The following is a 22,810-nucleotide window of genomic DNA, read 5'->3' on the forward strand; positions in this document are numbered from 1 at the left end:
CGAGCATGGGGGAGATCCCGCAGATGTGTCAATCGCATACACCGGCACCGGTTCGCTGAGTGATCCGCCCATCGTCGGCGACGGACGCCGCTTCTAGTGTCGTCCTAGAACCGCGGCGCCGAGGATCCGGCGTCCGCCCATCAAGGAAGGTCGCCGATGACGATCAACAGCCGAATCTCAGGTCTGCGCGACCACACCCCGGACGAGCGCCTGGCCCTCGTCGCCGGCGGAGCGGGGCTGGACGCGACGGCACTGGAGGCGCTGCAGCCGCACGCCGGCCTCTCGCTGGCGCAGGCCGATCACATGGTCGAGAACGTCGTCGGGCTCATCGGCATCCCGGTCGGTGTCGCCACCAACTTCACGGTCGACGGGGTCGACCGGCTGATCCCGATGGCGACGGAGGAGCCCAGCGTCGTGGCCGCCGCCTCCAACGCCGCCCGCATGGCGCGGGTGCACGGCGGTTTCACGACCTCGTACACCGGCGATGTGATGATCGCCCAGATCCAGGTGCTCGACGCGGTCGACCCGCACGGCACGCGCTTCGCGCTGCTGGAGGCCCGCGAGGAGCTGCTCGCCCTCGCCAACGAGCAGGATCCGGTGCTCGTCTCGCTCGGCGGCGGCGCCTTCGACATCTCGGTGCGCGTGCTCCCCACCCGCGTCGGCGCCCAGATCATCGTCCACCTGCACGTCGACGTGCGCGACGCGATGGGCGCGAACGCCGTGAACACCATGGCCGAGGCCATCGCTCCTCGCATCGCCGAGCTCGCCGATACCCGCACGCTGCTGCGCATCCTCACCAACAAGGCAGAACTGCGCCTCACCCGCGCCCGTGCCGTGTTCGACGCCGAGCTGCTGGGCGGCGCGCAGGTCGTGTCCGACATCGTCGCGGCCAGCGCCTTCGCCGAGGCCGACCCCTACCGCGCGGCCACGCACAACAAGGGCATCATGAACGGCATCACGGCCGTCGTGCTGGCGACCGGAAACGACACCAGGGCGGTCGAGTCGGGATGCCACTCGCACGCCGCGCGTCTGGGCGGCTACTCCGCGCTCTCGCAGTTCGAGCAGGATGCCGCGGGCAACCTCGTCGGCACCCTCGAGGTCCCGCTCGCGGTGGGGCTCGTGGGAGGAGCCACCAGAGCCCACCCGACGGCGCAGGCCGCGGTACGTCTGCTCGGCGTCGAGACCGCGCGCGAGCTCGCGAGCATCGTCGCGGCCGTCGGCCTCGCCCAGAACCTGGCCGCGTGCCGGGCGCTCGCGGCCGAGGGCATCCAGCGCGGACACATGACCCTGCACGCCCGCACGATCGCCGCGAGCGCCGGCGCCGAGGTCGACGAGATCGGCGATGTCGCGGCGCGCATCGTGGCCGAACGGCGCATCCGCGTCGAGTACGCACGAGAGGTGCTGGCCGAGCTGCGGGCAGAGAAGACCACGGCATGACCCCGAAGCCGTCGCCGCGCGTGCAGCCGGAGCCCGGACTGCCGACGCGCGTCACCGTGTACGAGGTCGGACCCCGCGACGGCCTGCAGGCCGAGACCGACATCATCCCCGGCAGCGTCAAGGCCGAGCTCTGCCGTCGGCTGTACGCCGCGGGCTCACGGGACCTCGAGGTGACCAGCTTCGTGCCCCCGACCTGGATCCCGCAGCTCGCGGATGCCGCCGAGGTCGTCGCGGCCGTCGACGTGCCGGACGGTGCGCGCGCCGTCGCGCTGGTGCCGAACCTGCGCGGACTCCAGCGCGCGATCGACGCTGGGGTGCGCGAGGTCGCGGTGGTGGTGAGCGCGACCGAGTCGTTCGCGAAGGCGAACCTCAACACCACCAGGAGCGGGGCGATCGACCGCGCGACCGAGGTGATCGCCGCCGCCACGGCCGACGGCATCCCCGTGCGCGGGTATGTGTCGATGGCGTTCGGCGACCCGTGGGAGGGGCAGGTCGACACGGCAGCGGTGATCTCTGCGGCGACCGCGCTGCACGGCGCCGGTGCCCGGACCATCGCCCTCGGCGACACCATCGGCGTCGCCACCCCCGGACTCACGACCCGCGTGGTGAACGAGACCCTCGCCGCCGGCATCCCGCTCCCGAACGTCGCCCTGCACCTGCACGACACGTATGGACAGTCGCTCGCGAACGTGCACGCGGCACTGCTGCTGGGTGTCGCCGAGTTCGACGCCTCGGTCGGGGGACTGGGTCGCTGCCCCTACGCCAGGGGTGCGACGGGTAACCTCGCGACGGAGGACCTGGTGTGGATGCTGCACGGCCTGGGCATCGAGACCGGTCTCGACCTCGGCGCCCTCGCGGCGACGACCGAGTGGCTCTCCCGGATCCGCGGAATCCGGGCGCCGTCCGCCGTGGCGCGGGCGCTCGCCGCCGCCGGACTCGACACCACCGACACCGCACAGGAGGCTCCGACGCCATGACCGATCTCACGCTCCCTGCGCCGGGCGCGCTCACCGGCGTCACGGTGCTCGACCTGTCGCGCGTGCTCGCCGGCCCCTACGCCGCGCAGATGCTCGCCGACCTGGGGGCCACGGTCATCAAGATCGAGAACCCGCGCGATCCCGACGTCTCGCGCGGCTTCCCGCCGTACCTGACGCACGGCGACGAGGAGTTCAGCGCCTACGACGCGCAGTACAACCGCGGGAAGCTCGGCGTCGGACTCGACCTCGCGAGCCCGGAGGGCGTGAAGGTGCTCACGGACCTCGTGCGCTCGGCCGACGTGCTGGTCGAGAACTTCCGCCCCGGCACCATGGCGAAGCTCGGCGTGGGGTGGGACGTGCTGCACGAGATCAATCCGCGCCTGGTCTACACCGCGATCTCCGGCTACGGCCACACGGGTTCCCGCACCCGCCGCCCCGCCTTCGACAACACCGCGCAGGCCGCGGGGGGACTGTGGTCGATGAACGGCTACCCCGACCGGCCGCCCGTGCGCGTCGGCGTCACGATCGGCGATGTGTCCGCCACCCTGTTCGCGGTGATCGGCACGCTCGCCGCACTCCGCCATGCCGAGGCCACGGGTGAGGGACAGCTGGTCGACGTCGCGCAGGTCGACAGCATCCTCGCCCTGACCGAGACCGCGGTCGTCGACTACACCGTGACGGGAAAGGTGGCCACGCCCGCCGGCAACGAGCACGCCTGGGTGCGCCCGTACGAACTCTTCGACTGCGCCGACGGACAGGTCTTCTTCGGCGCGTACACCGACAAGCTCTGGAATGCGAGCTGCGACCTGTTCGGCACCCCGGAGCACAAGGACGACCCCGAGATCGACACCATGCGCAAGCGGTTCGACACCGAGGTGTACGAGCGCAGAGTGAAGCCCATCGTCGCCGCCTGGCTCGCCGACCGCACGAAAGCGGAGCTCGAGGAGCTCGCCGGAGACGTCGTACCGCTGACCGCCGTGAAGACGATCGCCGAGGTCGTCGAAGATCCAGGCACCGCCGAGCGCGACATGATCGTGTCGGCCGACTACGGCGATCTCGGCGTGCTGCGCATGTTCGGCCAGCCCATCAAGCTCTCGGCGACGCCCGCGGCCCCCGGCCGCACGGCGAACCGTCTGTCCGAGCACGCCGACCAGGTGCTCACCGAGTTCGCCGGCTACGACGCGGCGCGCATCGCCGAGCTGCGCGCCGCGGGCGTGCTGCCGTGAGCATCGTGCGCACCGAGACCGTGCTCGCCCCGACCGTGGAGGGCTATCGCGGCACCTTCGCCGGACAGGAGCCGGTGCGGGCGGTCGGTGCGGAGCTGCCCGCCGCGTGGGAGGGTGTGCTGTTCCCCTTCGCGGTGCCGATGGCGGATCTGCGTCCGGACGGCACCCCGGCCCGCGACGGCATCATCCCCGAGATCGATCTGCCCCGCCGGATGTATGCGGGGGAGACCACGGATTTCCTGCGTCCCGTGCGCATCGGAGACGAGGTCGTGCAGACCGCGCGACTCGGGTCCGTCGTCGAGAAGGACGGCTCGCGTGGACGTCTGGTCTTCGTCGACGTCGAACGCGAGTACGCGGTCGACGGGGAACCGGCGATCCGCAGCGTGTGGCACGACGTGTTCCTGGACGCCGCCGACCCGGATGCCCCGGTGCGACCACCGCGCACCGACCCGGACGCCGTCGCCGCCGCGGACTGGTCCGAGGAGTTCGTCCTCGATGCGCGGCAGCTGTTCCGGTTCTCGGCGCTCACCTTCAACACCCATCTGATCCACTACGACGGCGCCTGGGCACGCGAGGTCGAGGGCCTGCCCGACCTGCTCGTGCACGGTCCGCTCACCCGCATCCTGCTGATGGATGCCGCCCGCAGACACGCGCCGCATCGCGAGCCCGCGCGGCTCGACGTGCGCGCGATCGCGCCCATGCTGGTCGACCGGCCGGTACGGCTGGTGGGACACGACGACGGGGATCGCACCGTGGTCACCGCGCTGGATACCGCCGACGTCGTGCTCGCCACGGCCGACATCACCTGGAGAGCGTCATGAGGCACACCCCGGAGTACGTGTTCGACGACGTCGAGGGCATCCGTGCCCTCGTGCGTGAGAACCCGTGGGGCACGATCGTCAGCTTCGTGCCGGGCAGGGGGCTCGTCGCCTCGCACTACCCGCTGCTGCTCGCGGAGGATGCCGACGGCATCGTGCTCGTGAGTCATGTCGGTCGCCCGGACGAGCGCCTGCACGAGCTCGGCGCGCACGAGGTGATGGTGATCGTCTACGGACCGCAGGGCTACGTCTCGCCCAGCTGGTACGACACCTCGCCCGCGGTGCCGACCTGGAACTTCGCGGTCGCGCATCTGCACGGCACACCGGAGATCCTGTCCGACGAGGAGAACCTGCGGGTGCTGGATCGTCTGGTCGCGCACTTCGAGAGCCCGCTGCCGGAACCGTATCTGATGCGGGAGACCTTGGAGAACGCCGCCTATGCGGAGCGGATCGTGCACGGCACGGTCGGGTTCCGCCTGCGGGTCGATCGATTCGAAGCGAAAGAGAAGATGAGCCAGGACAAGCCCGCAGAGGTCGTGGACCGTGTGATCGCCGCGCTCGGGGAACCGGGCCCGTACGAGAACCCGCAGCTGGCCGCCCGCATGGCCCGCGTGCACGGGCGGGAGGGGCAGGCGTGACCGCGTTCGTGGGTGTCGCCGACATGGTGAGCTGGATCGCGGCGCACGGCGCCGAGCGGATCATGGCCGAGATGGCCGACACGATCGAGTCCGATTTCCGCCGCTGGGAGTCGTTCGACAAGAGCGAGCGGGTCGCCAACCACACCCCGTTCGGGGTGATCGAGCTGATGCCGATCAGCGACCCCGATCTGTATGCGTTCAAGTACGTCAACGGGCATCCGTTCAATCCGGGTCGCGGCTTCCAGACCGTGACGGCGTTCGGGGTGCTCGCCGACGTCCACAACGGCTACCCGGTGTTCCTGGCCGAGATGACGGTGCTCACCGCGCTGCGCACCGCCGCCACGTCGGCGATGGTCGCCCGGCGGTTGGCGCGGCCGGACTCCGAGGTGATGGCGATGATCGGTGCGGGCAGCCAGGCCGAGTTCCAGGCGCTCGCGTTCCGTGCGGTGCTCGGGATCCGGCGACTGCGGGTGTTCGACGTGGATGAGGCGGCATCGGCCAAGCTCGTGCGCAACCTCGTGCCCCGAGGGTTCGAGGTCGTCGTGTGCGCCTCGGCGTCCGAGGCGACAGCCGGCGCCGACGTCGTCACCACGTGTACGGCGGACAAGGCGGTCGCGCAGGTGCTGACCGACGCCGACGTCGCCCCCGGTATGCACATCAACACGATCGGCGGCGACTGCCCCGGCAAGACGGAGCTCGATCCGCGGATCCTCGACCGTGGTCCGGTGTTCGTCGAGTACACCCCGCAGACACGTGTGGAGGGCGAGATCCAGAACGTCGCCCCCGATTTCCCCGTCACGGAGTTCTGGCGGGTGCTGAACGGCACCGCGCCCGGCCGCACGTCGCCGGCGCAGATCACGATCTTCGACTCGGTCGGCTTCGCGATCGAGGACTACTCGGCGCTGCGGCATCTGCGCGACAGCGTCGCCGGCACCGACCTCGCCCGCGAGATCGACCTCGTCGCCGCCCCCGACGATCCCAAGGACCTGTTCGGGTTCACCACCGTCCCCGTCCCTGCCGTCTGAAACGGAATCCGATGAGCTCCTCCTCCGCCCTGACCCTGCAGAACGTCCGCCCCTACGACGGGGGCGATCCCGTCGACGTCGTCGTGCGCGACGGACAGATCGCCGCGATCACCCCGGCAGGCACGAACACTGCCGAGGGTGAGGCGGTCGACGGCGCCGGTCGCTGGATCGGACCGGGGTTCTGGGACGCGCATGTGCACTTCACCCAGCACGTCATCCGTCGTCGTCGTGTCGATCTCACCGAGACGCACAGCGCGGCGGACGTGCTCGACGTCGTCCGCCGGGCCCGCGCCGAGGGCTGGCCCCTGGTCGACGGCATGCTGATGGGCTACGGCTTCCGCGACGGGCTCTGGCCCGTGCCGGCATCGGTCGCTGCGCTCGACGCCGCGGTGCCGGATGTGCCGGTGGTCCTCGTCAGTGGCGACCTGCACTGCGGATGGATGAACCACGCTGCGCAATCGCGCTTCGGCATCGAGCTCGACGAGACCGGACTGCTGCGCGAGGGCCCCTGGATCCAGCTGCTGCACTCCTTCGATGAGGCGAAGGGGCTGTCGCTGTCGGCCTACCGCGAGGCGGCGGACGCGGCAGCGGCGCGCGGCGTGGTCGGGGTGGTCGAGTACGAGAACACCGACAACGTCACCGAGTGGTCGGAGCGCACCGCTCAGGGCCTGGACGCGCTCCGCGTCGATATCGCCGTGTGGCCGGACCGGCTGGAGGCGGCGATCGCTCAGGGCCTGCGCACCGGTGACATCGTGGACGAGCGCGGGCTGATCGAATTCGGTCGCCTCAAGGTGGTCGTCGACGGTTCCCTCAACACCCGCACCGCCTGGTGCTGGGACCCGTACCCGGGCATGGACCCCTCGCATCCGCACGCCTGCGGGCTGGAGAGCGTTCCGATCGAGGAACTGCGACGACTGCTCGGCATCGCCCGCGCCGGGGGAGTCGAAGCCGCTGTGCACGCGATCGGCGACCGCGCGAACACCGAGGTGCTCGATACGTTCGAAGCCCTCGACATGCGCGGCGTGATCGAGCACGCGCAGCTCGTGCGCGAAGAGGACTTCGCCCGCTTCGCCGCCCTCGGACTGATCGCCAGCGTGCAACCCGAGCATGCGATGGACGACCGCGACGTCGCCGATCACCACTGGGCCGGTCGTACTGCTCGGGCGTTCGCCTTCGGCTCGCTGCACCGGGCCGGCGCGGCTCTGCGCCTCGGCTCCGATGCCCCCGTCGCGCCGCTCGACCCCTGGGTCTCGCTGAGCGCGGCGACCGCCCGCAGCCGTGGAGACCGGGACGCCTGGCACCCCGAACAGCGTCTGCCGCTCGATGTCGCGCTCGCGGCATCCGTGCGCAGCAGCCTCGCCGTGGGACAACCTGCCGACCTCGTGCTCAGCGACGACGATCCCTACGCCGCCGACCGTGATGCCCTGCGCGCGATGCCGGTGGCGGCGACGCTGCTCGCCGGCCGCTTCACGTGGCGTCAGTTCTGAGGCCCGGCATGGATGCGACACCCGGCGTGATAAGCACGCTGTTCACGAACGCGAAGGTCTTCACGGGTGAGACCGAGACGACCTTCGCCTCGGCATTCCGTGTCACCGCCGGCGTGGTCGACTGGGTCGGCGACGAAAGCGCAGCGACCGGCGATATCACGGTCGACCTCGGCGGCCGGACGGTGCTGCCCGGCCTCATCGACAGCCACACCCACCCGGCGCTGATCGCCGGTACGGCTCCGGCGGCGGAGTGCTTCCCGCCCGCGGTGACTTCCGCGGACGACCTGGTGGCGGTGCTGCGCGCGCACGCCGACGGTCTCACCGACCCCGACGCCTGGGTGCTCGGCCGCGGATTCGACGACACCAAGTTCCCCGGACGACGGATGCCGACCGCCGCGGATCTCGACCGGGTGAGCACCACGCGCCCGGTGCTGGTGTGGCGCTGCGATGCGCACTCCGCAGTGTGCAACACCCGCGCCCTCGAGATCGCCGGCATCACGGCTCACACCCCCGACCCGGACGGTTCGCGGTTCGAGCGCGATGCCGACGGAGAGCCGAACGGTGTGCTCACCGAGATCGCCGCGGTCGGGGCGGTTGCCGCATTCATCCCCGCCCCGACCCGCGACGCGCAGATCGACGCCCTCGTCGGCCTCGGCGAGGAACTCGCCTCTCGAGGCATCGTGGCCGTGTGCGATCTGCTCTCCACCCGGATCGACGACCCGGTGGCGACGTTCCGGACGGCGGTCGACCGCGGTCTGCGCACCCGTGTCGCGCTCTACCCCGGGTGGGACCCCGTCGCTCCTCTCGCGGATCTCGCCGCGGGTGATCGCGAGGGGCAGATCCGCATCGCCGGAGTCAAGGTGGTGCTCGACGGCGCGTACTCCAACCGCACCGCGTGGGTGCACGAGGCGTATCCGGAGTCCTGCGATCACGGTCTGCGCCTGGTCGACGATGCCGACGTCCTGGCCGCGGCCGAGTGGGCCCGCCGCAACCACGTGCAGCTCGCGATCCACGCCATGGGCGACCGTGCGCTCGACCGCGTGGTGGAGCTCTTCGCCGATGCCGAGCCCTGGCTCGACGGCATCCCCTCGGTGCGCATCGAGCATGCGACGATCGTGAGCGACGACTATCTCGCCCGCCTCCGCGCGGCCCGCATGAGCTTCGGCATCGCCACGCACACGGTGTTCTTCTTCGCCGAGTACGACGGCTACGAGAAGGCGCTGCGCGCCGAGCAGGTGCCGGATGCGTATCCGATCGCCCGCCTGTACGCAGGACTCGACCCGCTCGCGCTGTCGTCCGACCGGCCGGCCACGGCCTGGAGCGGTGCGGATGACGTGATGCTCTCTGTCGAAGCCGCCGTGCGTCGGCGCACCTACAACGGCATCGACTTCGGCCCGGAGGCGGCCATCACGGTGCCGCAGGCGCTGCTGCTGTACACCGGTCGCGCCCGGCTGCTCTCGCCGCTCGAGGGCGTCGGTCAGCTGGCCCCCGGCTTCGACGGCAGCTTCGCGGTGCTCGACCGCGATGTGTTCACGGTGCCGGAGGACGAGATCTCCGCCGTGCGCGTCGCGGAGACCTGGATCCGCGGGGAGCGCTTCTCATGAGCCGCTTCGGTGCGGCGGCCGAGGCCGTGGCCGATCGTCTGATCGCGGTGCGGCGCGAACTGCATGGCGCTGTCGAGGTCGGCATCGACCTGCCCGGGACGCAGCAGATCATCCTGCGGGAACTCTCCGACCTCGGCCTGGAGATCGCCGTCGGCGCGGCGCTCTCGTCGGTCACCGCCGTGCTCCGGGGCGGTCTGCCCGGTCCCGTCGTGCTGCTGCGCGGCGACATGGACGGACTGCCGATCGTGGAGGCATCCGCACTCGATTTCGCGGCCACGGGCGCAGCGATGCACGCGTGCGGGCACGACCTGCACATGGCCGGTCTGCTCGGTGCCGCACGGCTGCTCGCAGCGCAGCGGGATGAGCTCCCCGGCACGGTGATCTTCATGTTCCAGCCCGGCGAAGAGGGGCACGCCGGAGCGCGCCTGATGCTCGACGAGGGCGTGCTCGACGCCGCGGGTGAGCGCGCGGTCGCGGCCTACGCGATCCACGTCGACAGCGCGGTGCCGGCGGGGCAGCTCGTCGTGCGCGAAGGGGCGATGATGGCCAGCGCGAATGCGCTGCGGATGGTCGTGCGCGGCAGCGGCGGCCACGCGGCCTTCCCGCACCTCGCGATCGACCCCGTGCCCGTCGCCGCGCAGCTCATCCTGGCCGTGCAGACCTTCGCCGCGCGACGACTTCCCGCCACGGACCAGGCCGTGATCTCGATCACCCGGCTGTCGAGCGACTCCGAGGCGAGCAACATCCTGGCGGCGAGCGTGAGCCTGGAGGCGAACATCCGCACGCTGTCGACCGCGACGCTCGAGGTGGTGCGCGAAGAGCTGCCGGCTCTGTTGCGCGGCATCGCCGAGGCGAACGGCTGCACGCTCGACACGACGTTCATCGCGTCGTACCCGGTCACCTACAACGACCCTGCCGAGACCCGCGAGGTGATCGCGGTGCTCGACGAGCTCGTCGGCGCCGACCGCGTCATCCGGCGGGAGGCGCCGTACATGGCGTCGGAGGACTTCTCGTATGTGCTGGAGGAGGTGCCCGGAGCCCTGGTGTTCCTCGGCGCCGCCGCCGAGCGCCCCGTGCCGCTGCACTCCGATGATGCGATCTTCGACGACGGGGTGCTCGGTCTGCAGGCGACGGTGCTGGCCGAGCTCGCCTGGCGTCGTCTCGCGCGCGGTTGACAGCTGCGGGTCCGCATCGGCCCGTGGCCTCGCCCATCGACGTGGGTTGCGCGGCGGACTAGCCTGGCGACAGGCGGGTGCTCCGGCCCGCGATCATTCGGCGGAAGCCGACGAGGAAAGCGGTGCGCGATGGACTCGATGATGATGGACGAGATGTCGAAGAGCATGAAGGCGATGCCCGACATGGCGGCGATGGACATGTCGGTCATGCAGGCCTGCATGGACGCGTGCGCGGCCTGCGAGCAGGCCTGCACGGTGTGCTCGACGCAGATGATGGACTGTTCTCCGGCGTGCATGAACTGCGCCGACATGGCGAACACCATGATGCGCTCGATGATGCGGATGCAGGGCATGACGCCCGCATCGATGATGGCGATGCTGGACGCCTGCATCGCCATGTGCCAGACCTGCATGGACGAGTGCATGATGCACGCCGACGACAGCGACGTGTGCCGGATGTGCGCTCAGGCCTGCCAGGCCTGCATGGACGCGTGCATGGCGATGAAGACGATGATGATGGCGTCGGCCTGAGCCGACACGATCACACCGCGGCGACGTTGAACTGCGTGCGTCCGACAGCCAGCACGCCGTAGCGGCGGTGCAGTGCCACCGGAGTGCCGGGGGCGGCTTCGAGCGCAGCGCCCGCGCTGTTCCAGAGCGCGTGCGCATCGCCGTCGAGCGTGCGCACCACGAGCTCCCCGCCGACGGCATCCGCCGACTCGACGATGCCGTCGACCCACTCGGACGGCGTGGCCGAGGCGATCCGCGCCTGGATGAGGTGCAGGGCGTGTCCGGGGGCGAAGGACGAGCATCCGTCTCCCTGCGCGCACATGCATGCCGAACGCTCGCGCACCGAGGTGGGTGAGAGGCGATTCAGCGGCGTGGACACGGGGTCTCCTTCGTGAGCGGATGTTCCGGCAAGACTAGGTCGGCCCTGCACGGAGGGGAACCCGAGGCGACACGAGGCGAAACAAATCCCGGGCGTGTCCGGGTGTAAGCTCGCCGGGTGCTGTTTTCGATGAGCGCCCGCGCGGCGCAGAGGGGAGCCGCAGGCGCACTCCGCGCCGGCGGCAGAGGCTGACGACCAGCCGGAGGCGGAACACCCGTCCCCGGAGCCGCGTCGCACCCGGTGTCCGTTCGGATGCCGTCCTCTCCTTGTCATCCCGCTCGCCCCTCTCGGCGAGCACCGCACGAAAGCACCGATCCCATGCGTCCCATCGACGAGCGCGCCATCCGCGCCTCCCTCCGCAACGCCTCCCGCAAAGAGGCCGCCGACATGAACCTGCCCGCGGGCTTCCGCGACATCGACTTCAGTCGACTGGACTACCTCGGCTGGTCCGACCCGAAGTCCCCTCGACGCGCCTACGTGCTCGTCGAGGTCGACGACACCCTCGCCGGAGTCCTGCTGCAGCAGGCCGAGCAGCGCGTGATCGCCCGAGCCCAGTGCTCGTGGTGCGACGACGTGACGCTCCGCAACGACGTGCAGCTGTTCACCGCGCGCAAGAACGGCCCTGCCGGGCGCAAGGGCGACACCGTGGGCACACTCGTGTGCGCGAACTTCGAATGCTCCGCGAACGTGCGCCGGCTCCCTCCGCTGGCCTACCCCGGATTCGATCGCGAAGCGGCGCGCGACCAGCGCATCCTGCGTCTCGGCGAGCACGTGCGGGCGTTCGTCCGTGCGCTCGACGCCTGACGCCTGACGCCTGACGCCTCCGACAGGCTCAGCGACCCAGCGGTCCCTGAGCCTGTCGGAGGGCGTGGTCAGGCCGGGGGCAGGATCTCGATGATCGTCACGGTCTCCTCGTGGTCGCACGCCTCGCCGACCCAGAGCCGGATGCTCCCGGGCTCCACCCGCCGCACGCCGTCGACGCCCGTGAACGCGAGGCGCTCGGTGGGCACGGTGAACTCCACGCGCTGCTCCTCGCCGGGCGCCAGGGACACCCGCTGGAATCCGACCAGCTGCGCCACGGGTCGTGCCACGCTCCCGACCTCGTCGTGCGCGTAGAGCTGCACGACATCCGTTCCCTCGCGCGAGCCGGCGTTGCGCACCGTCAGCGACGCGCGGAACTGCGCGCCCGCAGTCACCGAGGAATCGGCCGTCAGCCCCTCGTGCGTGAAGCTCGTGTAGCCGAGTCCGAAGCCGAACGGCCGCACCGGCGTCGGATCCACGCTGGTGACGTCCGTGCGCCCGCCGAGAGTGGGATGCAGGTAGGAGTACGGCTGCGCGCCCGCCGACCGCGGCAGCGATACCGGCAGTCGACCGGACGGAGACACGCGCCCGCTCAGCACGGCGGCGATGGCCGGTCCGCCTTCCTCGCCGGGGAAGAACGACTGGAGTACTGCGGCGGCGGCGGAACGCTGCGTCCGAACCGGGCCGCCGGCGACACCGGGGGAGTTCACCGCCCCGAGCCCGGCGCTCGCCCCGGCCGTGGTCTCGCGGTGCGGGAGAGCCCAGTCCAGGGCGTAGGGGCGGCCGGTGAGGGCGATGACCACGACGGGGGTTCCGGTCGCGACGACCGCCTCGACCAGCTCGCGCTGCACGCCGGGAAGTTCCAGCGAATCGACATCGTTCCCCTCGCCGACGGTGCCGCGCCCGAAGAGGCCGGCGCGGTCGCCGATCACGACGATCGCGATGTCGGCCGCGGCGGCCTCGGCGACCGCGGCCGGGAACCCGCTGCGGTCCTCGCCCTCCACAGTGCAGCCTGCCGCAGAGGTGATCGTGGCCGAGGGGAGCGCGGAGCGGAGCCCGTCGAGCACGCTGGGCAGCGCGATCCCGGCCGGGACGTCCGGATGATGCGCCAGCACGTGGTTCACGAAGGAGTAGCAGCCCATGAGCGCCTCGGCGCTGTCGGCGTTGGGACCGATCACGGCGATGCGCGGCGAGCCGGACGGGTCGAGTGGAAGCACGCCGTCGTTGCTCAGCAGCACGATCGACTCCTCGGCCAGGCGACGCGCGAGAGCGCGATGCGCGGGGGAGTCCAGGTCGATCGCGTCGGGTGCGGTGCCGAAGTCCGCGTCCAGGAGGCCCAGCTCCTCCTTCTGGGCGAGCACGCGTCCGACCGCGCGATCCACGATGCCCTGGTCGAGAGCCCCCGCGCGCACCTGTGCGGCGAGCGTCGTGTACGCGTCGGGCGAGGGCAGTTCGACGTCGATCCCGGCGGTGATCGCGAGCGATGCGGCCTGCGCCGAATCCGCCGCGACGTGGTGCATGCTGCGCAGGAAGTCCACGGCGAAGTAGTCCGAGACCACGACGCCGTCGAAGCCCCAGCGCCCGCGCAGCACCTCGTCGAGGTAGTACGGATCGGCGGCCACGGGAACGCCGTCGATGTCGGTGTACGAGTTCATGACGCTGCGCACCCCGCCCTCGCGCACCGCCATCTCGAACGGCGGCAGCAGCACATCCTCGATCTCGCGTCGCCCGGCGGACACCGGGGCGTGGTTGCGGCCCGCCCGTGAGGCGGAGTATCCGACGAAGTGCTTGAGCGTCGCGTGCACGCCCTCCGACTGCATGCCGCGCACGTACGCGGTTCCCACGGTGCCGACCACGAGCGGGTCTTCCGAGATGCACTCGTCGACGCGGCCCCACCGCGGATCACGGATGACGTCGAGCACCGGGGCGAGGCCCTGATGGATCCCGAGCTGCCGCATCGACGAGCCGATCGCGCGACCCATCTCCTCCACCAGCTCCGGATCGAACGATGCGCCCCAGGCCAGAGGAGTGGGGAACGTGGCCGCCTGCCATGCGGCGAGTCCGGTGAGGCACTCCTCGTGCACGAGGGCGGGGATGCCCAGACGGGTCTCGCGCTGCAGACGCGCCTGCTCGCCCCACAGCCACTGCGCCCGCGCGATCGGGTCGACCGGACGGGTGCCGTACACGCGCGTCAGGTGCCCGATGCCGTGGGCGGCGGCCTCTTCGTAGCGGGTGGACGTCTTCTTCTCGCCGGCCATCGGGGCGACGAGCTCCTCGCCCTGATCGACCCAGAAGCCGACCAGCTGCGCCTGCTTCTCCTCCAGCGTCATCTGCTCGAGGAGGCTCTCGACGCGCGAGGAGAAGCGGGGTCGGGGTGTGGGGGACACGTCCATCTCTTTCTGTGGGGATTCGACCGACATGCTCAACCCTTGACGGCGCCGGTCAGGCCGCCGACGATGCGACGCTCGAACAGGCTGAAGAAGATCAGGGCGGGGATCATCGACAGCGAGGTGAAGGCGAGCACCTTGGCGGTGTCGACCGAGTACTGCGAGGCGAACGACTGCACGCCCAGTGGCAGGGTGAACGCCGCCGCATCGTTGAGCACGAACAGCGGCAGCAGATAGCCGTTCCAGCTGCCGATGAAGGCCAGGATGCCGGTCGTGATCACTCCGGGGATCGACAGGGGCAGCACCATCCGCCAGAAGAAGCCGATCCGGCTGCATCCGTCGATGAACGCCGCCTCCTGGATCTCATCGGGGATGGCGCGCAGGAACGGCACCAGGATGATGATCGTGGTCGGCAGGGCGAACGCGATCTGCGGCAGGATGACCCCGCCGAGCGAGTTCATCAGCCCGAGGTTGCGCACCACGATGTAGAGCGGGGTGATCGCGACCGTCAGCGGGAACATGAGCCCCGCGGCGAAGAACGCGTACAGCACTCCGCGTCCGGCGAACCGATAGCGGGCCAGCACGTACGCGGCCATCAGCCCGAGCGCGACGACGCCGATCGTGGTGGCGAGGGCGACGATCGTGGAGTTCAGCACCTGCCGCCAGAACACGCCGCCGGTGATGACGTCGAGGTAGTTCGACAGGATCCACGGCTGGGGCAGACCCGACGGGTCGGTCGTGATCTGGGCGTTCGTGCGGAATCCGCCGATGATGATGTACGCGATGGGCGCCAGCATCAGTCCGACCACGATCAGTGCGACGAAGTACACGGTCGGGTTGGCCCAGGGTAGGCGTGCCCGAGCGGGGCGCCCCGTCCGCCCAGGGCGCTGCGTGACGAGTAGCGAGGTGGCGGTCATGCCGTGGTCCTCTTCTTCCGTGCGGGGGCGCCGGTCAGAGCGCCGTCGGTGTCGCGCTTGAGGACAGCGCGCTGATAGATCAGCGCCACCACGAGCGAGATCAGGAACAGCACCACGGCGACCGCGTTGCCGTATCCGAAGTTGCCGGCGTTGCGCCCCTCGGAGACCATGTAGGTCGCCATGGTCGAGGTGCCGGCCGTGGAGGCGATGTACTGCCCCCAGATGATGTAGACGAGGTCGAACAGCTGCAGCGATCCGATGATCGACAGGAACGCCCAGATGCGCAGCGTCGGTGCGAGCAGCGGCAGCGTGATGCGCCACTGGATCTGCCAGTACGACGCCCCGTCGATCGCGGCGGCCTCGTGCAGCTCCTCGGGGATGCCCTGCAGACCGGCGAGGAAGAGGATGACGGCGAAGCCGACGTACTTCCAGGTGATGATCACCATCAGCGTCCAGATGGCGATGTCGGGATTCGACAGCCAGTCGTTCGCGAGGAAACCCAGACCCATGTTCTGCAGCAGATCGTTGAACGCGCCGCTGGTCTGCAGCATCAGGCTCCACCCCGTTCCCACGACGACCTCGGAGATCACATAGGGGATGAAGATCAGCACCCGGATGAGCGACTGTCCGCGCATCCGCCGATTGAGGAGGAGCGCCAGCAGGATCGCCGCCGGCCCCTGCAGCACGAGCGAGAACACCAGGATGAAGCCGTTGTGCGCGAGCGCATCGTGGAACAGCGGATCCTGCAGGATCGTCAGGTAGTTCTTCAGACCCACGAAGTCCGTCGGCGGACCATAGCCCTGCCAGCTGAAGAAGCCGTAGTAGGCCGCCATCAGCACCGGGAAGATGACGAAGGCGAGGAAGACCAGGAGGGCGGGCCCGGCCAGAAGGATCACTTCCAGCCGGGCGGCCGCCTTATGCCTTGGCTGCGGCATCCTGGACGGCTTTGACGATGTCCTCCGGGGTTCCCTGACCGGCGAGCATGTTGACCACGGCGACGTTGAGCGCGTTGCCGACGTTCTGTCCGTACACGGTGTCGAGCCACTGCGATGCGTACGGCGCCGCGTTGTAGGCCTCGAGGATCGACTGCAGGTACGGCTCGGTCACGGCCTCCTGCGCGACGGTGTTCACCGGGGGAGCGTTGAACGCCTTGTAGTAGGCCGTCTGCACCTCCGACGTGCCGAGGTAGTTCAGGAAGTCGACGCAGGCATCAGGCGCATCGACCGAGCACGAGTATCCGTCGACCCCGCCCATCATCGATCCGGGAAGGCCCTCGCCACCATCGACCTCGGGGAAGGGGAACCAGGCCAGGTCGGCCAGCGGCTTCTGGTCGGGCGTCAGCGATCCGATCACGCCGGGGTTCCAGGCGCCCATGAGCTCCATCCCGGCCTGGTGGTTGGCGATGAGCCCTGCCGAGCTGCCGGCACCCTGCTGCGCGGTGGTGGTGAGGAAGCCGTCGTTGAAGGGCTTCGTCTCCGCGAATGCCTGCAGGTCCTCTCCGGCGCGCACCCAGCAGTCGTCGTCGAAGTTCATCTCGTCGGCGGCCTTGGCGAGCGTGTCATCGCTGCACTCGCGCAGTGCGAGCCAGTAGTACCAGTGCGCCGCGGGCCAGGCGTCCTTGGCGCCGAGGGCGATCGGTGCGGTCCCGGCCGCCTTGAGCTTCTCGGTCGCCGTCTCGAGCTCATCGAGCGTGGTCGGGTTCTCGGTGATGCCGGCCGCATCGAACAGATCCTGGCTGTAGAACAGGCCGCCGGGGAGCACGGCCACCGGCATCGCGTATCGCTTGCCGTCGAGGCTGTTGGCCGAGTAGGCCGCGTCGGGGATCTCGTCGGCTGCAGGCCCGCTGATGACGTCCGTCAGGTCCTTGAGCTGCCCGGCCTTCACCATGGCCGCCATCTTCCCGCCACCGCGCTGCAGGAAGATGTCGGGCGCATCGCCGGAGTTGAGCGCCGTCTGGAGCTTGCCGTCGAGATCTTCGTTCTGGATCGACTGGATGTCGATCGTGACCCCGGGGTTCGCCTTCTCGAAGTCCGCGACGGTGTCTTCCCAGAACTGCACTCCGGGGCCGGTCGTGGAGTTGTGCCAGAGGGTCATCGCAGAATCCCCGCCGTCATCAGGGGTGCTGGCCGTGCACCCGCTCAGCGCGAGTGCCCCGACGGCTGCGAGTGCGGCCGCGGAGACCAAGGAACGCCGTGTGCTGTTCATGTGATCGTTCTCCTCATCGAGAGTTGTGCGCCGCGTCGGTGCGGCGCCGCGGCAGCAAGGGTGTGACCGCGTCGGGATGCAGTCTGTTGGCGATACGGATGGTCGTCAAACGTTTTCGAAAACAGTTTCCATTGCGGCCGTCCGCACGGATACGCTGGGCGATCATGAGCGGGAGAACCACGATCCACGACGTCGCGCACGCTGCGGGAGTGTCGGTGTCGACGGTCTCGAAGGCCGTCAACGGGCGCTACGGGATCGCGGATGCGACGGTCAAGCGCGTGCTCGACGTCGTGCAGGAGCTCGGGTACGAGTCGAGCCTGGTGGCCAGCAGCATGCGAGCCCGGCGCACGGGTGTCATCGGGGTGCTCCTGGCCGACTTCGAGCCGTTCAGCGCAGAGATCCTCAAAGGGGTGGGTGCGGCAGTGCACGACACGGCTGTCGACCTGTTGGCCTACAGCGGATCACGACATGGTCAGGGCGAGGGGTGGGAGCGCCGGTCGCTCAGCAGGCTGTCCGGCACGCTCATCGACGCGGCGATCATGGTCACCCCGACCGTCGTCGGAGCGTCGACCGAGATCCCCGTCGTCGCGATCGATCCGCACACGGGACGTGCCGATCTGCCGACCGTCGAGTCCGACAGCTTCGGGGGAGCGCTGACCGCCACCCGTCATCTGCTCGAACTCGGACACCGCCGGATCAGCTTCCTCGGTGGACGGCCCGATCTCCGCTCCGCCGGGCTGCGCGACGCCGGCTATCGCCGCGCGCTCTCGGACGCCGGCATCCCCGTCGACCCCGACCTGATCCGCGCCGGACGCTACGAGCTCGAGACGACGAGGGATTCGGCACGGCTCCTGCTGGCGGGACCGTCGCGACCGACCGCCGTGTTCGCGGCGAACGACCTCTCGGCCATCGCCGTGATCGAGGTGGCGCACGAGCTGGGGTTGCGTGTGCCGGAGGACCTCTCCGTGATCGGCTTCGACGACGTGCCCGAAGCCTCGCGCCGCGCTCTGCCGCTCACGACGATCCAACAGCCGATGCGCCGGCTGGGGAGCGTCGCGGCCGAGATGGTGTTCACGCTTCTCGCCGGGCGGGCCGTGGAGGAGATGCACGTGACGCTCCCCACGCGCCTCGTGGTCAGGGCGACGACGGCGTCGCCGGGCCCTCGCGCCGTGTGACGGTCGCGCGCGCTCAGGACGCGGTGGCCGCCCGCACGTGGGCGAGCGCCGGCTCGGCCAGCGTGGATGACAGTCGCGCGAACTCGTCGAAGCTGCGGCGTCCTGGCCAGTCGGCGGGCAGCATCGACGGCGGCAGCCCGGGGTCGACGTAGGGAAGCACCCGCCAGCTGTCGATCAGTCGCACGTACGCCGCGAAAGGCTCGTCCGGGAGGGCGTCGAGTGAACGCTGGAACGTCTCGTGCTCGGAGCGGAGCATCTCCAGATCCCACCAGTCGGACGCAGCCTCCCCCAGGGGGACGGCTGTCTGCGGCCTGCCCGCGGGGAACAGGGTGACCCACCGGCGCGCGTCCAGCTCATCGAGGATCAGCTCGACCTCGTCCTGCAGGTGCCCTGGGCACATCCACAGCGCCGGTGAGACGGTGCCCGCTCCGATCCACTGCAGCCGGCGGCGCAGCTGGTGTCGAACGCTGCGCGCGCTCTCCGGGATCGAGAAGGAGATCAGGCACCAGAGGTCCGCGTCCTGCATCTCGCGCATCGCGAAGATGCGTCGATCGCCGCGCTCCAACATCGGCACGGCGGCCGGGTTCAGCCGGTAGCCGATCGCGTCGTCACGGTCAGCCAGCAGCAGCCCCTTCTGCTTCAGGCGCGTGATGCCCGTGCGGGCCTGCGCGGTCGGGATCCCCAGATCGCCCGCGAGCGCGACCAGATCGGCTGCCGAGATCCAGCCGCCGAGCGGCCGCAGGAACAGCCCGATGACCGTGCGCAGCAGCGAGGCGGTGCTGCCGGGGCGCGCATCGATGTCATCGAGCACGCCGAGGGCCGCCGGTGCGTCGACCGTCATGCGCGCAGGGCGTCCCGGATGGCGAGCACGCCCGTCACGGTCTCGACGTGCGAGGTGCTCAACGGTGAGAGGCCGAGGCGGATGCCGTCGGGGAAGCGGAAGTCGGGGATGATCCCATCCGCCCACAGCCGCTGCGTCACTGCACGGAAGTCCGGGTGCCCGATCGTGACGTGTCCGCCGCGGAGATCCGCATCGCGCGGACTCAGCAGCCGCACGCCGAGCGGTGCGAGCACGTCGTCGTACGCCTCGACCGCGAGGTCGGTGAGGGAGACCGACTTGGCGCGGATCTGCGCGATCGACGACTGCTCGATCAGGTCGAGCATCCCCTGCATCGCGAGCATGGAGGTGACGGGCGGCGTGCCGCTGAGCAGCTGGCGGATGTCATCGGCCGGCACGTACTCCGGGCCCATGGCGAAGATGTCGGCGGCGCTCCACCATCCCTGGATGGGCTGGCGCAGCACACCCTGCAGGTCGCGCCGCAGATAGGCGAAGGCGGGAGAACCGGGGCCGCCGTTCAGGTACTTGTACGTGCAGCCCACGGCCATGTCGACGCCCCACTCGTCGAGCTGCATCGGGACCACGCCCGCGGAGTGGCACAGGTCCCACATCATGAGGGCTCCGGCCGCGTGCACGGCATCCGTGATCGCAGGCATGTCGGCCAGGGCGCCCGAGCGGTAGTCCACGTGGCTGAGCGAGACCAGGGCGGTGCGCTCGGAGACGACGGCCGCGACGTCGTCGACCGTGACACCGCGCACGGGGTCGGGTTCCAGCCACCGCAGCGTCATGCCCGTCTCGGCGGCGACGCCCTCGGCGAGGAAGCGGTCGGTGGGGAAATTGCCCGCCTCGATCACGAGCTCGGTGCGGGAGCTCTCGGCACCCAGGGCCGCGCGCATGAGCTTGTAGATCAGCACGCTGGTCGAATCGGCGACCACGGTCTGTCCGGCGGCGGCGCCGAGGGCCACCCGGCCGATCCGGTCGCCGAGCTCCATGGGCAGCGCCATCCACTGCTCGTCCCAGGAGCGGATCAGTCGGGTGCCCCAGTCCTCGCGCACGAACGCGGCCAGCTTCTCCGGGGTGTCGCGCAGCGGGCGGCCGAGCGAGTTGCCGTCGAGGTAGGCCGTGACTCCTGGTGCGTCGGCGAAGGCATCGAGATGCGCGTGCAGAGGGTCGGCGGCGTCGAGGGCGCGGGCGCGGTCGAGCAGGCGGGTGTCGAGGGAGTCGGTCATGTCACACCTTCAGATCGGCGGCGGTGAGCGGGTGGGCGAGCGAGAGGTCGGCGGTTCGGGCGGGAAGCAGGAGCAGCACGGCGGACGGGGTGCGCGGATCGACCGGCGCGAGCGCCCGCAGGAGCGCCGCGTCATCCAGGCCGGCGTCCCGGAGCGCGGCGAGTTCGGCGCTGTTCAGGCCGACAGGCGTGGGGCCGTTGCCCATGTCGGTGCCGTAGAGCACGGTGCCACCGGCCGCGTGGAACCGTCGGACGTTGGCGACGGCGACGGTCAGGTCGGCTCCGCTGTGGATCGCGAGCGTCGAGATCCAGGAGACGGATGCCGCCTGCGCGGCGATCTCGTCGTCGTCGAGGCGTTCGGTGAACGGGGCGTGCGCGAGGCGACGCGCACCGAGTCGGGTGACGCGCTGCGCCTCGCCCGGGCCTTCGGCATGGGTGACCACGTCGAGGCCGCGCGCGGCAGCGAGCTCGACGATCGCGCGGAACAGGTCGTCGCCGAACACGGGGCCGGCATGCGCGTTGCTCGCGACCTTGATGCAGGAGGCCCCGGCGTCCGCCATCTCGGCGACGGCTCGTCCGGCCGACGCGGCATCGGTGATCTCGCGGAACGAGCCGTCCGGTGCCCAGTCGCGGTCGGACGGGTAGCCGCGGGGCGGGGTGAGGAAGGCGCCGGCGAACCGGATCTGCAACGGGTGCGCGTCGCCCGCGCTCCACAACTCCGGAAGTCCGGCGTCGTGCGGAGGTGAATCTGCGTATCCACCGCGGGAGCTGGCTGAATCTCCGGAGTTGTGGAGCGCCGCGTGACGAGCCGCTGCGGCGAGCCGCGCCACGACCTCGGGATTCGCGCCGAGGTCGACCACACGGCCGAGGGGCGATCCGGCCAGCCGTGCGTGATCGACGAGCTGCAGGTGCACGTGGTGGTCGGTGAAGCCGCCGACGATCACGCCGTCGAGCCGGGGCAGCGCGGCGGGGGCGGGTTCGTCGCGCAGCAGCATCCGCCCGTCGACGAGGCCGATGACGCCGTCGCGCCATTCCTCGCCGTCGAAGAACGTCGCCGCGAACATCAGCCGCCGATCTCCGTGCGCACGGTGTACAGCTCGGGGAAGAACGTCAGGTCGAGGGCGCGCTGCAGGAAGCCGACGCCGCTCGAGCCGCCGGTGCCGACCTTCATGCCGATCGTGCGGGCCACGGTCTTCAGGTGACGGAAGCGCCAGAACTGGAAGTTGTCCTCGAGATCGACCAGATCCTCGCACGCCTCGTACAGATCCCAGTTCTCCTGGTGGTTCTGGTAGATCTCGCGAATCGCCGGCACCAGCTCGGGGGTCTCGCGATACGGCTCGCGCACGTCGCGGTCGAGGATCTCGGCGGGGATCGGGAGACCGCGGCGCGAGGCGTAGCGCAGGAACTCGTCGTACAGCGTGGGCTTCTCCCACTCGGCCGTCAGCAGCGCGAGGTTCGCGGGGTGGTCGCGGAAGACGCTCAGCATCTTCTCGTTCTTGTTACCGAGCGCGAACTCCACGGCGCGGTACTGCACGGACTGGAATCCGGAGGAGCTGCCGAGCGAGCCTCGGAACTGTGCGTACTCGGTCGGGGTGAGGGTCGCGAGGATCGCCCACTGCTGCGTCATCACGTCCTGGATCTTCTTGACGCGGGCGACGCGCTTCAGAGCTTCGCGCAGGTCGTCGCTCGCCAGCAGCTCGCGCGCGGAGGACAACTCGTGCAGCAGCTGCTTGAGCCAGAGCTCTGTCGTCTGGTGCTGGATGATGAACAGCAGCTCATCATGGTGCTCCGGGACGCTGACCGGGTTCTGCGCCGTCAGCAGCTGGTCGAGCGAAAGGTACGAGCCGTAGGTCATGCGGCCGGACATGTCGGTGACGATGCCGTCTTCGAGGGCGCGCTCGTTCTGCTGCTCGGTGCTCATCCCCTGAACATATCATCGATGTGTCGATCGTCACAATAATGAAATGTCTGGGTGCTCCGGTC

20 protein-coding genes and 1 pseudogene are annotated in these 22,810 nt (G+C 70.2%); 12 read left to right on the forward strand and 9 right to left on the reverse strand.

The features are described from left to right. Positions 1-150 precede the first annotated feature (150 nt). From FB560_RS01880 to FB560_RS01925, 10 genes and pseudogenes are all read left to right on the forward strand, one after another. Positions 151-1,437: pseudogene (locus tag FB560_RS01880) on the forward strand (hydroxymethylglutaryl-CoA reductase, degradative); the annotation flags it as partial. Then, a complete protein-coding gene (locus FB560_RS01885) occupies positions 1,434-2,414 on the forward strand; it encodes a hydroxymethylglutaryl-CoA lyase (RefSeq protein WP_141870808.1) in 981 nt (326 codons plus the stop codon). The pseudogene FB560_RS01880 and the gene FB560_RS01885, both read left to right, overlap by 4 nt. Further along, positions 2,411-3,640: a CaiB/BaiF CoA transferase family protein gene (locus tag FB560_RS01890; RefSeq protein ID WP_141870809.1), complete on the forward strand. Its 1,230-nt coding sequence runs from the start codon at positions 2,411-2,413 to the stop codon at positions 3,638-3,640. Before FB560_RS01885 ends, FB560_RS01890 begins: the two co-directional genes overlap by 4 nt. After that, positions 3,637-4,461, forward strand: coding sequence for an FAS1-like dehydratase domain-containing protein (locus tag FB560_RS01895; RefSeq protein WP_211349938.1), 825 nt, complete (start codon positions 3,637-3,639; stop codon positions 4,459-4,461). Before FB560_RS01890 ends, FB560_RS01895 begins: the two co-directional genes overlap by 4 nt. After that, entirely contained in the window at positions 4,458-5,096 is a 639-nt protein-coding gene (locus FB560_RS01900) for an FMN-binding negative transcriptional regulator (protein ID WP_141870810.1), read from the forward strand. Before FB560_RS01895 ends, FB560_RS01900 begins: the two co-directional genes overlap by 4 nt. Further along, complete coding sequence (locus tag FB560_RS01905) at positions 5,093-6,121, forward strand: ornithine cyclodeaminase (protein ID WP_141870811.1); 1,029 nt, start codon at positions 5,093-5,095, stop codon at positions 6,119-6,121. Before FB560_RS01900 ends, FB560_RS01905 begins: the two co-directional genes overlap by 4 nt. 11 nt (positions 6,122-6,132) lie before the next feature. Then, on the forward strand, positions 6,133-7,608 hold the full coding sequence (locus FB560_RS01910) for an amidohydrolase (RefSeq protein WP_141870812.1): 1,476 nt from the start codon (positions 6,133-6,135) through the stop codon (positions 7,606-7,608). Between the two features lie 8 nt (positions 7,609-7,616). Continuing rightward, a complete protein-coding gene (locus FB560_RS01915) occupies positions 7,617-9,212 on the forward strand; it encodes an amidohydrolase (RefSeq protein ID WP_141870813.1) in 1,596 nt (531 codons plus the stop codon). Beyond that, positions 9,209-10,387 (forward strand): M20 metallopeptidase family protein, encoded by a 1,179-nt coding sequence (locus tag FB560_RS01920; protein ID WP_141870814.1) that lies wholly within the window; start codon positions 9,209-9,211, stop codon positions 10,385-10,387. The genes FB560_RS01915 and FB560_RS01920 overlap by 4 nt, the downstream gene beginning before the upstream one ends. 129 nt (positions 10,388-10,516) lie before the next feature. Next, complete coding sequence (locus FB560_RS01925; RefSeq protein WP_141870815.1) at positions 10,517-10,918, forward strand: hypothetical protein; 402 nt, start codon at positions 10,517-10,519, stop codon at positions 10,916-10,918. A 10-nt stretch (positions 10,919-10,928) separates the two neighbouring features. Here the strand turns inward: FB560_RS01925 and FB560_RS01930 are convergent, their stop codons facing one another. Continuing rightward, positions 10,929-11,276 (reverse strand): hypothetical protein, encoded by a 348-nt coding sequence (locus FB560_RS01930; RefSeq protein ID WP_141870816.1) that lies wholly within the window; start codon positions 11,274-11,276, stop codon positions 10,929-10,931. A 318-nt stretch (positions 11,277-11,594) separates the two neighbouring features. Between FB560_RS01930 and FB560_RS01935 the strand changes: the two genes are divergently transcribed. Beyond that, positions 11,595-12,080 (forward strand): FBP domain-containing protein, encoded by a 486-nt coding sequence (locus FB560_RS01935; RefSeq protein WP_141870817.1) that lies wholly within the window; start codon positions 11,595-11,597, stop codon positions 12,078-12,080. Positions 12,081-12,148: 68 nt separating this feature from the next. Here the strand turns inward: FB560_RS01935 and FB560_RS01940 are convergent, their stop codons facing one another. From FB560_RS01940 to FB560_RS01955, 4 genes are read right to left on the reverse strand one after another with little or no spacing between them, the layout of a single operon-like run. Next, complete coding sequence (locus tag FB560_RS01940; protein WP_141873081.1) at positions 12,149-14,470, reverse strand: beta-xylosidase/alpha-l-arabinosidase; 2,322 nt, start codon at positions 14,468-14,470, stop codon at positions 12,149-12,151. Between the two features lie 29 nt (positions 14,471-14,499). Then, positions 14,500-15,381, reverse strand: a complete 882-nt coding sequence (locus FB560_RS01945) for a carbohydrate ABC transporter permease (RefSeq protein ID WP_141870818.1) — start codon at positions 15,379-15,381, stop codon at positions 14,500-14,502. After that, positions 15,378-16,316 carry a carbohydrate ABC transporter permease gene (locus FB560_RS01950; RefSeq protein WP_229673424.1) on the reverse strand — a complete coding sequence of 313 codons (939 nt, stop codon included), beginning with the start codon at positions 16,314-16,316 and terminating at the stop codon, positions 15,378-15,380. Before FB560_RS01950 ends, FB560_RS01945 begins: the two co-directional genes overlap by 4 nt. Then, positions 16,297-17,586, reverse strand: coding sequence for an extracellular solute-binding protein (locus FB560_RS01955; RefSeq protein WP_141870819.1), 1,290 nt, complete (start codon positions 17,584-17,586; stop codon positions 16,297-16,299). The genes FB560_RS01950 and FB560_RS01955 overlap by 20 nt, the downstream gene beginning before the upstream one ends. 164 nt (positions 17,587-17,750) lie before the next feature. On the opposite strand from FB560_RS01955, the gene FB560_RS01960 reads away from it, so the two are divergent. Next, the gene (locus FB560_RS01960) at positions 17,751-18,761 is read left to right on the forward strand and encodes a LacI family DNA-binding transcriptional regulator (RefSeq protein ID WP_141870820.1); all 1,011 of its coding nucleotides are present in this window, start codon (positions 17,751-17,753) and stop codon (positions 18,759-18,761) included. Positions 18,762-18,774: 13 nt separating this feature from the next. Here FB560_RS01960 and FB560_RS01965 read toward each other — a convergent pair whose 3' ends face one another. Genes FB560_RS01965 through FB560_RS01980 form a run of 4 tightly spaced genes read right to left on the reverse strand, consistent with a single transcriptional unit; the run spans position 18,775 to position 22,748 of the window. Further along, positions 18,775-19,602 carry a PaaX family transcriptional regulator gene (locus FB560_RS01965; protein ID WP_141870821.1) on the reverse strand — a complete coding sequence of 276 codons (828 nt, stop codon included), beginning with the start codon at positions 19,600-19,602 and terminating at the stop codon, positions 18,775-18,777. Next, positions 19,599-20,828, reverse strand: a complete 1,230-nt coding sequence (locus FB560_RS01970) for a kynureninase (protein WP_141870822.1) — start codon at positions 20,826-20,828, stop codon at positions 19,599-19,601. Before FB560_RS01970 ends, FB560_RS01965 begins: the two co-directional genes overlap by 4 nt. Position 20,829: 1 nt before the next feature. Next, complete coding sequence (locus tag FB560_RS01975) at positions 20,830-21,891, reverse strand: amidohydrolase family protein (protein ID WP_141870823.1); 1,062 nt, start codon at positions 21,889-21,891, stop codon at positions 20,830-20,832. Beyond that, positions 21,891-22,748, reverse strand: a complete 858-nt coding sequence (locus FB560_RS01980) for a tryptophan 2,3-dioxygenase (protein ID WP_141870824.1) — start codon at positions 22,746-22,748, stop codon at positions 21,891-21,893. Before FB560_RS01980 ends, FB560_RS01975 begins: the two co-directional genes overlap by 1 nt. Positions 22,749-22,810 lie beyond the last annotated feature (62 nt).

The sequence above is a fragment of the Microbacterium saperdae genome, assembly GCF_006716345.1.
GTDB classification, from domain to species: Bacteria; Actinomycetota; Actinomycetes; order Actinomycetales; family Microbacteriaceae; genus Microbacterium; species Microbacterium saperdae.

Coding starts and splice junctions, on each gene's coding strand:
- FB560_RS01885 (WP_141870808.1), top strand. CDS start 1,434: ATGACCCCGAAGCCGTCGCCGCGCGTGCAGCCGGAGCCCGGACTGCCG.
- FB560_RS01890 (WP_141870809.1), top strand. CDS start 2,411: ATGACCGATCTCACGCTCCCTGCGCCGGGCGCGCTCACCGGCGTCACG.
- FB560_RS01900 (WP_141870810.1), top strand. CDS start 4,458: ATGAGGCACACCCCGGAGTACGTGTTCGACGACGTCGAGGGCATCCGT.
- FB560_RS01910 (WP_141870812.1), top strand. CDS start 6,133: ATGAGCTCCTCCTCCGCCCTGACCCTGCAGAACGTCCGCCCCTACGAC.
- FB560_RS01915 (WP_141870813.1), top strand. CDS start 7,617: ATGGATGCGACACCCGGCGTGATAAGCACGCTGTTCACGAACGCGAAG.
- FB560_RS01920 (WP_141870814.1), top strand. CDS start 9,209: ATGAGCCGCTTCGGTGCGGCGGCCGAGGCCGTGGCCGATCGTCTGATC.
- FB560_RS01925 (WP_141870815.1), top strand. CDS start 10,517: ATGGACTCGATGATGATGGACGAGATGTCGAAGAGCATGAAGGCGATG.
- FB560_RS01935 (WP_141870817.1), top strand. CDS start 11,595: ATGCGTCCCATCGACGAGCGCGCCATCCGCGCCTCCCTCCGCAACGCC.
- FB560_RS01940 (WP_141873081.1), bottom strand. CDS start 14,470: ATGGACGTGTCCCCCACACCCCGACCCCGCTTCTCCTCGCGCGTCGAG.
- FB560_RS01945 (WP_141870818.1), bottom strand. CDS start 15,381: ATGACCGCCACCTCGCTACTCGTCACGCAGCGCCCTGGGCGGACGGGG.
- FB560_RS01950 (WP_229673424.1), bottom strand. CDS start 16,316: ATGCCGCAGCCAAGGCATAAGGCGGCCGCCCGGCTGGAAGTGATCCTT.
- FB560_RS01955 (WP_141870819.1), bottom strand. CDS start 17,586: ATGAACAGCACACGGCGTTCCTTGGTCTCCGCGGCCGCACTCGCAGCC.
- FB560_RS01960 (WP_141870820.1), top strand. CDS start 17,751: ATGAGCGGGAGAACCACGATCCACGACGTCGCGCACGCTGCGGGAGTG.
- FB560_RS01965 (WP_141870821.1), bottom strand. CDS start 19,602: ATGACGGTCGACGCACCGGCGGCCCTCGGCGTGCTCGATGACATCGAT.
- FB560_RS01970 (WP_141870822.1), bottom strand. CDS start 20,828: ATGACCGACTCCCTCGACACCCGCCTGCTCGACCGCGCCCGCGCCCTC.
- FB560_RS01975 (WP_141870823.1), bottom strand. CDS start 21,891: ATGTTCGCGGCGACGTTCTTCGACGGCGAGGAATGGCGCGACGGCGTC.
- FB560_RS01980 (WP_141870824.1), bottom strand. CDS start 22,748: ATGAGCACCGAGCAGCAGAACGAGCGCGCCCTCGAAGACGGCATCGTC.